The sequence below is a fragment of the Citrobacter sp. Cpo103 genome (genome assembly GCF_030332605.1).
GTDB lineage: Bacteria > Pseudomonadota > Gammaproteobacteria > Enterobacterales > Enterobacteriaceae > Citrobacter > Citrobacter portucalensis.
The window spans coordinates 88,814-102,289 of the sequence record NZ_JAOWHO010000033.1 but is presented as its reverse complement, the minus strand read 5'-3'; the positions used below and the strand labels follow the sequence as shown (position 1 = coordinate 102,289).

At 51.8% G+C, this 13,476-nt stretch carries 9 protein-coding genes; 5 read left to right on the top strand and 4 right to left on the bottom strand.

Features of this window, described 5'->3' with window-relative positions:
- Positions 1–8: 8 nt before the first annotated feature.
- Positions 9–2,105, bottom strand: a complete 2,097-nt coding sequence (locus OGX89_RS15350; protein ID WP_126957349.1) for a T6SS effector phospholipase Tle3 domain-containing protein — start codon at positions 2,103–2,105, stop codon at positions 9–11.
- Positions 2,098–4,671: a type VI secretion system Vgr family protein gene (locus OGX89_RS15345; RefSeq protein WP_232397761.1), complete on the bottom strand. Its 2,574-nt coding sequence runs from the start codon at positions 4,669–4,671 to the stop codon at positions 2,098–2,100. Before OGX89_RS15345 ends, OGX89_RS15350 begins: the two co-directional genes overlap by 8 nt.
- A 514-nt stretch (positions 4,672–5,185) precedes the next feature.
- Here OGX89_RS15345 and OGX89_RS15340 point away from each other — a divergent pair.
- The 3 genes from OGX89_RS15340 to OGX89_RS15330 are packed head-to-tail and all read left to right on the top strand — an operon-like array spanning position 5,186 to position 7,745.
- Positions 5,186–5,869: a D-lyxose/D-mannose isomerase gene (locus OGX89_RS15340; RefSeq protein ID WP_126957353.1), complete on the top strand. Its 684-nt coding sequence runs from the start codon at positions 5,186–5,188 to the stop codon at positions 5,867–5,869.
- Positions 5,870–5,883: 14 nt separating this feature from the next.
- A complete protein-coding gene (locus OGX89_RS15335) occupies positions 5,884–6,744 on the top strand; it encodes a ketose 1,6-bisphosphate aldolase (protein WP_126319506.1) in 861 nt (286 codons plus the stop codon).
- Positions 6,741–7,745, top strand: coding sequence for a carbohydrate kinase family protein (locus OGX89_RS15330; RefSeq protein WP_122973898.1), 1,005 nt, complete (start codon positions 6,741–6,743; stop codon positions 7,743–7,745). The genes OGX89_RS15335 and OGX89_RS15330 overlap by 4 nt, the downstream gene beginning before the upstream one ends.
- Positions 7,746–7,899: 154 nt before the next feature.
- On the opposite strand, the gene OGX89_RS15325 is transcribed toward OGX89_RS15330, so the two are convergent.
- Positions 7,900–8,631: a response regulator gene (locus OGX89_RS15325; protein ID WP_003826666.1), complete on the bottom strand. Its 732-nt coding sequence runs from the start codon at positions 8,629–8,631 to the stop codon at positions 7,900–7,902.
- A 288-nt stretch (positions 8,632–8,919) separates the two neighbouring features.
- Here OGX89_RS15325 and fdhF point away from each other — a divergent pair, with 288 nt between their 5' ends.
- Together fdhF and yjcO are read left to right on the top strand one after the other, a co-directional pair.
- Positions 8,920–11,067, top strand: a complete 2,148-nt coding sequence (gene fdhF, locus OGX89_RS15320) for a formate dehydrogenase subunit alpha (protein WP_126957355.1) — start codon at positions 8,920–8,922, stop codon at positions 11,065–11,067.
- A gap of 91 nt (positions 11,068–11,158) precedes the next feature.
- Positions 11,159–11,842, top strand: coding sequence for a Sel1 family TPR-like repeat protein YjcO (gene yjcO / locus OGX89_RS15315; RefSeq protein WP_032934129.1), 684 nt, complete (start codon positions 11,159–11,161; stop codon positions 11,840–11,842).
- Positions 11,843–11,920: 78 nt separating this feature from the next.
- Here the strand turns inward: yjcO and gltP are convergent, their stop codons facing one another.
- Positions 11,921–13,231, bottom strand: a complete 1,311-nt coding sequence (gene gltP, locus OGX89_RS15310) for a glutamate/aspartate:proton symporter GltP (RefSeq protein ID WP_003826659.1) — start codon at positions 13,229–13,231, stop codon at positions 11,921–11,923.
- Positions 13,232–13,476: the final 245 nt, after the last annotated feature.

Sequence of the window (13,476 nt, the reverse complement as noted above, 5' to 3'; positions counted from 1 at the left end):
ATTTATCCTTAAACGTTAAGCGGTTTGGGCATATCCCATTGCAGATTGGGAGTCTCGGTATTGTATATTTCATTGTGTCTGGCAGGTTTAACCGTTGTTGAATGACAATATTCGTTAACCACACCAAATTGACCCTTTGGTAAAATATCATCTGGCCTGTTCATATAATCTTTTGTGTCCGCTTTATTCAAAATCCCCGTTGTATAATAATCCACAGTTTTTTGCAGACCGTTGCGCTTCATACGCCAGTCTCCACGGCGAAGTAGTTTTACCCAGAACTCACCATTTTCGTGATCAAATGCCCTGCATATTCCCACCGCCAGATCGAAAGGCATCGCTTTCGCGGAGGCATCTTTCGACATAACAATAGAGGAATGCTGGCTGTAACCAACCTGCTCTGATTGCAGCCATTCTTTTTGCAGCTCATCCGGCGTTTTTTCATAAATCAACTGAACGGTCTTATTGTATCCCCCGCCCAGAACAACGCCTTTGGTATAAGGCTTGCCATATTTTTTGGCGAACATCGCAAGTTCAGTAGGCGTTAATGCCTGGCCCGGCTGTAAAGAATCGAAACCTGCGCCGCTGAGATTTTTGAAATCTGTCTCAGTGCGCGCAATAACCGTGGCTTTTGCAGAAAATGAGATGTCCTGATCGGGTGAACCTGGCGCTATCGAATATTTATACTGACTTCCCGCACCCTGTAACTGGTGTCTGAAGGTGACGGGGAGCTGCTCACCATTCACAACAACATCCGCAAACGTATATTGTCTGGTCGCGCCCGTATCCTGATTAAAGCTATTCTTTTCTACCGCCGGCATTTCAAAAGGCACGCTCAGCGGGCTGCCGCCTATTTCCGGACCATTTTCACAGAAAACCCGCTGGCGCAGATTGTCTATTCCGCTGGCAATGTTATGGGGGACTCCCCGCCAGCCCAATCCCTGGACGTTAAGTAATGAAACCACACTGTCATTGGGGCAAAAATAGTTATATACCTTGCCAAAGTTATTACGGGTATAAAGTTTATGCTTGCGCCACTGTGAATTGGTTTTACTCAGGCACAGCGCGCCTTCTAATTCATCAATCTCGGCCTGCGTGTGATATTCCCCCTTGCCATATCTGGCATTGGTCGCCATCAACTGGCAGAAATTGCGGAACGTCTGCTGCCGGGCGCGATCCGTTTGATGATGTCCGGGCGTCATACCTTCAGCAGCCGTTTTTTCCAGTGCGTAGGGAGAATGGTTGAGAATCACGCAATCGGCAGGATCGGCACCTGCTGCTTTTACCAGCATATTGGCCAGCATGGTAATGATCGTTCCCTGGGAGTGCGCAATGATATTAATGGGATCGAATTTTGTTGCTGGTTCTCTTCGAATCATCAGGATTAAATCAGCCAGCCGCTGCGCGGCAAAAAACTGATAAATACGGTGCGGATTGTCATAAATAGGGTGCGTAAAATCCCCGGCATTCATATACAGTGATGCAAATCCTGCCGCACCGTTCGCCAGGCCGCCGGAGCCAGGGCCTAACATATCCGGAATAGTAGTTGTCGCATTGGCAAAGGTACCACCGCCTTTGGCGTACACATCGTCCAGCACGTTGCCGAAATTATCATTCTGATATTTCAAGGTGGTTTGGGGAATATGCCCCAGCTTTTCCAGCTTTGCGTGGTCATCCTCCTGATAGGCGTTGTAAGGCAGTTTTGCGGCGTCTCCTGATTTAGCCAGCTCATCGCGATAACGCCGCTGGTCTTCTGTATACGTCGCATGATCGACGGGTTTATACCCCCAATAAAATGGAATTACCGGGCTGCGTCCGGGCATTTTTACATTCTGCTGCTCACCATCGCCCGTATCCATTTTGTACTTCTGCCATTCATGCGGATACATATCCGTGCGGCCCATACGTTCATTCAGGCCAGCGATAATACCCTGCTCCTGATTCTGATAGGCCTCGCCCACATCGTTGACGCCGTGCACAAGGATCACAATGCAGGGCATGGAATACTTAACGGGCACGTCGCAGACAGCCATTTTTCCGCCCGTTGATTTAGGCACGCCCTGTACACCTGTCGCCACCACCCGTGGATTAAAGGGACTGTTACTCATTTGGCAAAATCTCCATTTTCATTTCGTCCATTTCAGTCATATCCAATAACGGCGTCATTCCTTCATCGTCAGTGACGCCTTCAATGGTTTCGCCTGATGCCTTAGTCAGTCTGAATTTTGTATTCTTCAGAACATCGTCTGGGTTGCCAGAGCCATGTAATTTAATGCGGCGATGAAACTGCTCCTCCTGAAAGACAGGGGTTTTATCTTTCGCCGACTCCGGTCCGCTCCAGTCAAGAGAGGTGCCTTTCAACTGCACTTTTGCGGGGGAGAATATTTTTACAGAGCCGTCTTCATTTATTCTGATACCGCCACCACCGCACAAAAGCTGGATATTCTTCCTGGCGCTGATGGTTACGTTGCCGTTCATACTCTGAATATGAAAATGCTTATCAGAAAGCAGGCCCATTTCGCCGCGCTGCGCCTGGACGGAAATATCATCTTTTGCGGCGATGATTTTGATTCCGATAGCTCTGCTGAAAAGTGACAGGCCCTGTCCAACGGCCATTGAGAGTTTTTTAAAGACGTTAAAACTGCCGTTGCTGGCGGCGTTTAGCGACAAATCTTTGTCTGCTGATAATGCCATCGTTTGTGGTGTCAGCAGGGCCATACCGTGATCGGCGTAGGCCACCAGTCCCGAACGGGTAAGCTGTTCAAGCGCAGCGTTAAGCTGCTGCTGCGGCCCCAATTCGACATTTAACGCCTGCGCCGTCAGCGCGCTTTGCTGAAGTGACGTTGCCAGCGTAAGCGCGTCCTGAAGCTGCTGAACCACTGCGCTCATATCAAGCTGCTTGCCCTGGGCTTTTGGCTGCGCCTCGGTCGTGAGTAATATCCCCTTTGCCGCCCTCAGGACCGCGCGGTCATCGGTGCGCAGTTCTGCGCCTTCGCCGCGCGGTTTACCGCCAGCATCAACCAGATGGCCCATGTTCAATTGCGTTTTGCCGTACTCGGTACTCAGTTTGACGTGTTCCTGCCCGCGCCGATCCTCCATTCGCAGCTTATTCAGACCCGCAGTGCGGATGACGTTGCGGGTATTGTTGCGGCTGGTAACGGGGTCTGGCTTTGGAGCATGATGCAGGGCATGCGCAATGAAAGGTCTTTCCGGATCGCCGCCTTCAAACGCAATGGCAACCTCTGTGCCCTGGATGAGCGGAAAGTGATGACCATAAGTATCGCCGGCATAAACCCGCGCCAGACGAACGGGCATGCTTTCATAACCTTGCCTGTGCTGGTCGAGGTCAAAATCAAACTTAACCCAATATCGACCCTGCACATCGATATGAGCATATTTGTCATTGTCTATTGATGATGAAACGATCGCGGGAACAGTACCCGCAATACGTGGCCGGGGTAGCGGCTGAGGTCGAAAACAAACGTTCTGGTTGTAGGGAATACCGATAAGCCGGGACTGGAGCGCTGCATCTCGCCTCCCCGTCACCCGCATTGCCGTTACCACAAATCCAGAGTCGAAAGCATGTGGAATGGTACCGTCGATTTCCAGCACCATCCCCGGCACGATCGACGGACTGGTGGTCACACCGTTTAAAATGGACTGATTATTAAGAATAATTTCGTGATGCAGTTTGGCATAGAACCAGCTGGATTCACCTGGCTGCACCTCGGCAAATTGCGATCCCGGCTGATGATGGATATCCGCATAGCGATACTCTGTGCCATATGTCGTAGCCCTTTCCGCAGACACATCGGCGTCAGCATTTAGCATCAGCGAGTTTGCCAGCCTGTAATCAAAGTTCTTCGCCCTAACGTCTGCCGAGACAACATTGTGCTTTGATACCAGCTTATCGATCGAATAATCATTTGATGTCAGCCCTGCGTGGGATGAGTGCATAATCTTTTGATCAAAAATGTACTGGCATTGTGAATCACTGAAGATAACCACCATAATGTGCGAAACAGCATGATGATTTGCGATCCTGAACCAGATCCCAACTTCTGACAGGATGCGGCTGATAAACGCTAAATCTGACTCCTCCCACTGAACAATCATTTCCCGGTTGGGATAGATACAAACAAGATTATCAAAGTCGATTTCATAATCAGCAAAAGCATGTTCTTTGAGGATCTGCGTGACCAGTTTCGGCACATTTATGTTCAGGTAAATAGCCGAACGCTTGCGTCGTGAGAGTAATGCCAGCTTATGCTCCAGCCTGATTTCATACAGTGATTCATCCGCTGATGTACTAATAAGCGAAAATGACGTAATGACGCCTTCAATTTGCCGTTCATATAGCCACATCTCAGAACCTTGAATATATTTATTCCAGCTATGATTAGGTGCTCTGATTTTCAGCGAGCCTTCAATGTTAAGAAGTGAGTCAGGAGGGATGCTTTTTTGTTTTGATGTGAATTTAATTTTATAACTGTATGGTTTACTTAATTTTTCATGACCTTCAATTGTTTCAACATCCAGCAACCCTAATTTACTCTCACCCCTTACGGAGAATAAATACTTATTGATACTCTCCTCTGAAACTATACCTTCAAGATTATAGAAACCCGAACCTTTTTTCATTATCGCATCCCTTGCAAAAAGAAAGTAATACATAAGAAATAAAGTCCAGTCAGCATATCAACAATAATAAAAAAAGGTTGTTTTTTTACTGAAAAAATCTGGAAAGTAAATTAATTATTATTAGTCAAACACGTAATATAATTACGACATATAAATAAACGATTAACTGACGCGATTTTAGATTCAATGAAATAATTTTTTAACAAAACGATTTATATAACGCCGCATTCGTTTTTCACCGTGAGGCAACGATCAAGCAGTCACATCCAAATGGTTCCAAAAACTGAGAGGGAACTAAAAAAACAAAACATTAACCCAATGATTTACAATAACATTTATAGAAGCATTCTTTTTATTTATTTTTTTATTGAATAAATCACATCCTCCCATAAAAAAACACAATAAAATATAACTATTCCCTATTCTGCTGTGAGGGGAGAGGTAACTGGATTATGCCCATGTGTTCCTAAGGAAAGATTTTGGTTTTCTCCCTCTCCTTTTGAGAGAGGGCCGCATAAAGGTCATCTTATCAGCCACAGGAGAATCAATGAAACGCTCCGCAATAAACGAGATCCTTGGCCACACGCGCCAGTTTTTCTCTCAGCACGACGTGCATCTTCCCCCTTTTGCCAGCTTCCCCCCGACCCAATGGCGCAAGCTTGATGCCACAGCCTGGAGCGAAGTGTTCGACCTTAAGCTCGGTTGGGATGTCACCGCGTTTGGCGGCAACAATTTCGCCGCGCAAGGGTTAACGCTGTTCACTCTGCGTAACGGCTCGCCGAAAGGTATGCCTTATGAAAAATGCTACGCCGAGAAAATCATGCATGTTCGCGATGCACAGGTCACGCCGATGCATTTTCACTGGCGCAAGCGCGAAGACATTATCAATCGCGGCGGCGGCAATTTAATAGTGGAACTGTGGAATGCGGGGATCCGGGAGCAAACGGAGCAGACCGACGTAAGCGTGGTGATTGACGGCTGTCGGCAAACCCATGCGGCAGGCAGTCAGTTGCGCCTGACGCCGGGTGAAAGCATCTGCCTGCCACCGGGCCTGTATCACAGCTTCTGGGCGGAAGAAGGTTTTGGCGACGTGCTGGTCGGCGAGGTTTCTTCTGTTAATGACGACGACCACGATAACCACTTTTTGCAACCGATCGCCCGCTATAACGACATTGAAGAAGACGAACCTGCGCAGCTGGTGCTGTGTAACGAATATCGCCTGTTCCGCTAACCAAGGAGCGCATTATGCCGTTGATATCTCTCGCTGATGGCCTTGCCCATGCCCGTGAGCATCGCTATGCCTTAGGGGCGTTTAACGTTCTGGATTCACACTTCCTGCGTGCGCTGTTTGCCGCGGCAAAGCAAGAACGTTCGCCGTTTATCATCAACATTGCCGAGGTGCACTTTAAATATATCTCGCTGGATTCTCTGGTCGAAGCGGTCAAATTCGAAGCCGCACGGCATGACATTCCGGTGGTGTTGAACCTTGACCACGGCCTGCACTTTGAGTCGGTGGTTCGGGCACTACGCTTAGGGTTCAGTTCAGTAATGTTCGATGGCTCCACGCTGGAGTATGAAGAAAATATCCGCCAGACCCGAGAAGTGGTAAAGATGTGCCACGCCGTCGGCGTATCGGTGGAAGCCGAACTGGGCGCGGTGGGTGGTGATGAGGGCGGCGCGCTGTACGGTCATGCCGACGAATCGTTATTTACCGACCCGATGATGGCGCGTGATTTCGTCGACAGAACCGGGATTGACGCGCTGGCGGTCGCCATTGGCAATGCCCACGGCAAATATAAAGGCGAACCGCTGCTCGACTTCCCGCGTCTGGATGCCATTCGCCAGCAGGCGGCAATCCCGCTGGTACTGCACGGCGGCTCCGGCATCAGCGACGACGATTTCAAGCGCGCGATTGGACTCGGCATTCACAAAATCAACTTCTATACCGGCATGTCGCAGGCGGCGCTGTCGGCGGTAGAAACACGGATGGCGAATCGCCAGCCGCTGTACGACGAATTCGCCGAACTGCTGCTCGGCATTGAAGAGGCCATTACCGATACCGTTTCGGAACAGATGCGCATTTTTGGCAGCGCGGGACGGGTCTGATGGAACGCAAAGGCGTTATCGCCGCAGGCAACATGCTGGTCGATCACGTGCATCAAATTGTGCAGTGGCCGGAACGTGGCTGGCTGGCGGAAATCACCCGTAGCGAACGCGCCACGGGCGGTGCGCCGCTTAATGTGCTGCTGACGCTGGCAAAAATGCACACTGGGCTGCCGTTGCAGGCGGTGGGGTTAATCGGTCAGGACAGCGACGGCGACTACATCATGGCGATGCTGGAGCAGTATCACGTTAATCGCCAACACGTGCAGCGCACCACATTCGCCCCCACGTCGATGTCGCAGGTGATGACCGATCCCAGCGGTCAGCGCACCTTTTTCCACTCACCGGGAGCCAATCGGCTACTCGATCTGCCCGCGTTTGAGCAACTGGATACCTCGATGAAAATCTTCCATCTGGGTTATCTGCTGCTGCTCGACAGTCTGGACATGCCGGATGAGGAGTACGGGACGCGTAGCGCACGGCTGCTGGCACAAATGCGCGACAACGGCTTTGAAACGTCGCTGGATCTGGTCTCACGCAAGGGCGACCCGCGCTACCAACCACTGGTAATGCCAGCCCTGCGCCATCTCGACTATCTGGTGATTAACGAGCTGGAAGCCGGGGAGTTCAGCGGGCTGGAGATCCGCCAGCCCAACGGCGAACTGCATATTGCGCACATCGCCACCGCCGCACACGAATTATTGAATGCAGGCGTGCGCCAGCGGGTGGTGATCCACTGTCCGGAAGGTGCCTGGGGTGAAGCGCCGGATGTGCCGGGCGTCTGGATCCCGTCGCAGTACCTGGCGCAGGAGGAGATCGTTGGCAGCGTCGGGGCGGGAGATGCGTTTTGCGCTGGATTTTTGTATGGCTGTCATGAGCGTTGGTCGCTGACGGACAGCGTCAGGTTGGCACACGCCTGTGCGCGGGCAAGCTTGCTGTGCGCGAATGCGATAGACGGTGCGAAGACGCTGGCAGAGTTGAAAGCAGAAATGGCTGACGCCTGATGCGCTGCGCTTATCAGGCCTACGTTCGCATCGTCCGGAAATATGCCTGATGCGCTGCGCTTATCAGGCCTACGACCGTATCAGGCCTACGGGGTCGTTTTCGCTTTTGTAGGCCGGATAAGGCGTTTACGCCGCATCCGGCAACTGCACACGATCACGCCGCCTTATCGTGATGTTGCACGTCGGCGGCAAACACATAACCCAGCCCGCGCAGGGTTTTGATCAACATTGGCTGGTGCGGGTTGTTCTCTATTTTTCGCCGCAGCCGCATGATTAACACGTCAATAGTGCGGTCAAACACCTCAACGCTGTCGCTGCGCGTCAGCTCCAGCAGTTGTTCCCGACTCAGCACCCGGCGGGCATTTTGGGCCAGCGCCAACAGCAGGCTGTATTCCCCCTGCGTCAACTCCACCTTCAACTGCTGGGGATTATGCAGCTGGCAACCGGCGGTATCGAGATGCCAGCCATTGAAAGAAAGCCCCGTGGTTTGCGGGCCGCCGCTTTCTGCCGTTAACACGCCAACGCGTCTGAGCACCGCCTTTACCCGCGCCACCAGCACCCGCGCATTGAACGGCTTACCGATATAGTCGTCAGCCCCCATTTCCAGCCCGACAACCACATCCGACTCGCTGCCAAGCCCAGTCAGCATCACCACCGGTAATCCGGGCCTCAACTTCTGCACCTGTTGTAGCACCATCAGGCCGTTAATATCGGGCAACATCATATCCAGTAATACCAGAGCGATATCCGGCTGAGTCTCAATGCAGCGCAGCGCCTCCTGCCCGGTGTGACAGGCGGTCACCGTAAAGACGTGTTCGCTCAGCACATCCTGTAAAAGCGTGCAGACAGCGATGTCATCATCCACAACCAGTATGGCTGGCTTCATTGTTTTTCCCCATTTCTGGCCAACTTAAATGAGTGTGATTGATTCTGCACAGAGTGACAGCGATAAGGCACAAGGATGTGCGGGAAACATAACCTCGGTCACACTGCCGGGCTGTCACGTATTGGAGATTCGTCACGTCAAATATGACGACAGCCTGTTTTTCGTCAGAGTTTTGCGCAAAATTCGCCCGTAATATCGACTAATGCCCCTGATAAAAACATGGCATAAAAGATGCATAACAAAAACGACAAGCGCGTATGCGCGATTTGATTAACTGGAGCGAGACCGATGAAAAAAGTCGTCACGGTTTGCCCATATTGCGCATCAGGTTGCAAAATCAACCTGGTGGTCGATAACGGCAAAATCGTCCGGGCTGAAGCGGCGCAGGGGAAAACCAACCAGGGTACCTTGTGTCTGAAGGGCTACTATGGCTGGGATTTTATCAATGATACCCAGATCCTGACCCCTCGTCTGAAAACCCCTATGATCCGTCGCCAGCGTGGCGGCAAACTGGAATCCGTTTCCTGGGATGAAGCGCTGAATTACGTCGCCAGTCGTCTGAGCGCCATCAAAGCGAAGTATGGCCCGGACGCTATTCAGACGACCGGTTCATCTCGCGGTACGGGTAACGAAACCAACTATGTAATGCAAAAATTCGCGCGCGCCGTTATTGGTACCAATAACGTTGACTGCTGCGCTCGCGTCTGACACGGCCCATCGGTTGCAGGTCTGCACCAATCGGTCGGTAACGGCGCAATGAGTAATGCTATCAATGAAATTGATAACACAGATTTAGTATTCATCTTCGGGTACAACCCGGCGGATTCCCACCCGATCGTGGCGAATCACGTGATTAATGCTAAACGTAACGGGGCGAAAATCATCGTCTGCGATCCGCGCAAAATTGAAACCGCGCGTATTGCCGACATGCACATCGCGTTGAAAAACGGCTCGAACATCGCGCTGCTCAACGCCATGGGGCATGTCATCATCGAAGAAAAACTGTACGACCAGGCGTTCGTCGCCTCCCGTACGGAAGGATTCGAAGAGTACAGCAAGATCGTCGAAGGCTACACGCCGGAGTCCGTCGAAGATATCACTGGCGTTAGCGCGCAGGATATTCGTCAGGCTGCACGTATGTATGCCACGGCGAAAAGCGCGGCAATCCTGTGGGGCATGGGTGTTACCCAGTTCTATCAGGGCGTGGAAACCGTGCGTTCACTGACCAGCCTCGCAATGCTGACCGGCAACCTCGGTAAGCCGAGCGTGGGCGTTAACCCGGTTCGTGGGCAGAACAACGTTCAGGGCGCATGTGACATGGGCGCGCTGCCGGATACTTATCCGGGCTATCAGTATGTGAAAGATCCGGCTAACCGCGAGAAGTTCGCTAAAGCCTGGGGCGTGGAAAGTCTGCCTGCTCATACCGGCTATCGCATCAGCGAACTGCCGCACCGTGCAGCGCATGGCGAAGTACGCGCGGCGTACATCATGGGTGAAGATCCATTACAAACCGATGCTGAACTCTCCGCAGTGCGCAAAGGCTTTGAGGATCTGGAACTGGTCATCGTGCAGGATATCTTCATGACCAAAACTGCCGCTGCCGCAGACGTTATTTTACCGTCTACGTCATGGGGTGAGCATGAAGGCGTATTCTCCGCAGCTGACCGTGGCTTCCAGCGCTTCTTTAAAGCCGTTGAGCCGAAGTGGGATCTGAAAACGGACTGGCAGATTATCAGTGAAATCGCCACCCGTATGGGCTATCCGATGCACTACAACAACACCCAGGAAATCTGGGACGAGTTGCGTCATCTGTGCCCGGATTTCTACGGTGCCACTTACGAGAAAATGGGCGAACTGGGTTATATCCAGTGGCCTTGCCGCGACACCTCAGAAGCCGACCAGGGTACGTCTTATCTCTTCAAAGAGAAGTTCGACACCCCGAACGGCCTGGCGCAGTTCTTCACCTGCGACTGGGTAGCGCCAATCGACAAACTCACTGAGGAGTACCCGATGGTACTGTCTACAGTGCGTGAAGTCGGCCACTACTCTTGCCGTTCGATGACCGGTAACTGTGCGGCGTTGGCCGCGCTGGCGGATGAACCGGGCTATGCCCAGATCAACACCGCCGACGCAGAACGCCTGGGCATCCAGGATGAAGAGCTGGTGTGGGTGAACTCGCGTAAAGGCCGGGTCATTACCCGTGCGGCAGTCAGCGATCGTCCAAACAAAGGCGCGATTTACATGACCTACCAGTGGTGGATTGGTGCATGTAATGAACTGGTAACCGAGAACTTAAGCCCGATTACCAAAACGCCGGAGTACAAGTACTGTGCTGTAAACGTTGAACGCATTGCCGATCAGCGCGCTGCCGAGCAGTATGTCATTGATGAGTACACCAAGCTGAAAGCCAGCCTGCGCGAAAGCGCGATGGGTTAAGCTTCCCCTGACGGCCTCCATTCGGAGGCCGTTTTTTTATGCACATAATCTCTCTATACTGTTCATTCCCTACACTAAATCTAAATATAAGATGAAACGACTTTTCGCCTTGATGGTGTTAATGACATGCTTTGTCCATGCCGAAGAGCCCGGTAGTCAGTTTTTGAAAGCCGCCGAGTCCGGAGACCGACGTGCACAATATTTCCTCGCTGATACCTGGTTTAGCTCAGGCGATTTGGGTAAAGCGGAATATTGGGCGCAAAAAGCCGCCGACAATGGTGATGCCGATGCTTACGCATTGCTGGCTCAGATTAAGATTACCAATCCGGTCAGTCTGGATTACCCCCAGGCCAAAACGCTGGCGGAAAAAGCGACCCAGGCAGGCAGTAAAACCGGGGAAATTACGCTGGCGCGTATTCTGGTCAACACTCAGGCTGGACACACCGATTACCCCAAAGCCATTACCTTGCTGCAAAACGCCTCCGAGGACCTGGAAAACGACTCCGCCGTCGACGCGCAAATGCTGCTTGGGCTGATTTACGCCAACGGCGTGGGTATTCCCGCAGACGATGAGAAAGCGACGTGGTATTTCAAACGTAGCTCTGCCATTTCCCGCACCGGTTATTCCGAATACTGGGCTGGGATGATGTTCTTAAACGGTGAGCAGGGTTTTATCGTGAAGAATAAACAGAAGGCACTGCACTGGCTGAATTTGAGCTGTACGGAAGGATTCGATACCGGCTGCGAAGAGTTTGATAAGTTAACCAATGGGTAGCCGTTGTAGGCCTGATAAGCGTAGCGCCATCAGGCAACCCGGAGCAGGTTGCCGGATGGCGGCGTTGCCTTATCCGGCCTACAAGGCGGTCTTATCAAACTGACCTAATACTTCGCGCTCATAGGCCAGCGCTTTTTTGCGGTCAAATTTGTGTTCCCACTTGGAGATAACCAGCACCGCCAGTGCGTTACCCACCACGTTCAGCGCGGTACGCGCCATGTCGAGGATACGGTCAACACCGGCAATAAACGCCAGGCCTTCCAGCGGGATCCCCACGCTGCCCAGCGTTGCCAGCAGCACCACGAATGATACGCCCGGCACGCCCGCAATCCCTTTCGAGGTCACCATCAACGTCAACACCAGCACGATTTCCTGCCACAGCGACAGGTCGATACCATACAGCTGCGCAATAAAGATCGCGGCAATACTCTGGTACAGCGTTGAACCATCAAGGTTGAATGAGTAGCCGGTCGGCACCACAAAGCTGGTGATTGAAGCCGGTGCGCCATAGGCTTCCATCTTCTCGATAATACGCGGCAGTACGCTCTCGGAGCTGGCGGTAGAGTAAGCCAGAATCAACTCGTCTTTCAGAATGCGGATCAGGATCCAGATGCTCAAACCGCAGATACGCGCGACAATCCCCAGCACCACCAGCGCGAAGAACAGGATGGCAAAGTGCACCAACAGCACCAGCTTCGCCAGCGGCCACAGGGAGGCAAAACCGAAGTTCGCGACGGTAACGGCAATCAGCGCGAAAACGCCGACTGGCGCATAGCGCATAACCATGTGGGTCACTTTAAACATGGTTTCGGAAATAGAGCGGAACACGGTAACCAGCGGCTCGCGGTGAGTTGCCGGCAGGGAAGACAAGCCTAAACCGAACAGCACCGAGAAGAAGATAATCGGCAGCATATCGCCTTTTGCCATTGAGGCGACGATATTGGTCGGCACCAGTGACAAAATTGTCCCCATCAAACCATGCGCGTGGCTCTGTACTTCTGCAGTCGTGCTTTGATATTTCGAAATATCCACGGTCGCCAGTTGCGACATATCAATCCCGGAACCCGGCTGGAACACATTAGCCAGCGTGATCCCAAGGATAATCGCCACGGTGGTGATCACTTCGAAATAGAGAATAGTTTTGGCGCCAATGCGGCCCAGCTGTTTTGCATCACCGACTCCGGCGATACCGACAACCAGCGTAGAGATGACAATGGGCACAACGATCATTTTGATCAGATGGATAAAGATATCGCCCGCCGGTGACAGCAGGTTTACAACCAGCCATTCACGGCTGTCACTATGGTAATGCAGGTAACTCCCTAGCAGAATGCCCAGCACCATGGCGATTAGAATCTGCCATGCCAGGCTGACTTTCAAATTTTTCATAACAACGGACTTCCTCGATGGAGCGCTATTCCACATGCGGTGTGTGGGAATAGTACATACTGAAAGGGTATGAATTGTGTTGCGTTCGTTTATGGAGTTTTTTAACGCTTATTATCATTATCATCTGCATGGCATTCCGCGCAACCCTCTAAGAACAGGGCTTTTGGCTGATTTTATGCATAAAAATGCAATTTTATCGCGGTATTGATGAATAACTTTTTGTTATAAAAGAATTTTAATATGTT

Excerpts from the sequence above, each read along its gene's own strand:
- OGX89_RS15350 (WP_126957349.1), bottom strand. The coding sequence starts at position 2,105 with ATGAGTAACAGTCCCTTTAATCCACGGGTGGTGGCGACAGGTGTACAG.
- OGX89_RS15345 (WP_232397761.1), bottom strand. The coding sequence starts at position 4,671 with ATGTATTACTTTCTTTTTGCAAGGGATGCGATAATGAAAAAAGGTTCG.
- OGX89_RS15340 (WP_126957353.1), top strand. The coding sequence starts at position 5,186 with ATGAAACGCTCCGCAATAAACGAGATCCTTGGCCACACGCGCCAGTTT.
- OGX89_RS15335 (WP_126319506.1), top strand. The coding sequence starts at position 5,884 with ATGCCGTTGATATCTCTCGCTGATGGCCTTGCCCATGCCCGTGAGCAT.
- OGX89_RS15325 (WP_003826666.1), bottom strand. The coding sequence starts at position 8,631 with ATGAAGCCAGCCATACTGGTTGTGGATGATGACATCGCTGTCTGCACG.
- yjcO (WP_032934129.1), top strand. The coding sequence starts at position 11,159 with ATGAAACGACTTTTCGCCTTGATGGTGTTAATGACATGCTTTGTCCAT.
- gltP (WP_003826659.1), bottom strand. The coding sequence starts at position 13,231 with ATGAAAAATTTGAAAGTCAGCCTGGCATGGCAGATTCTAATCGCCATG.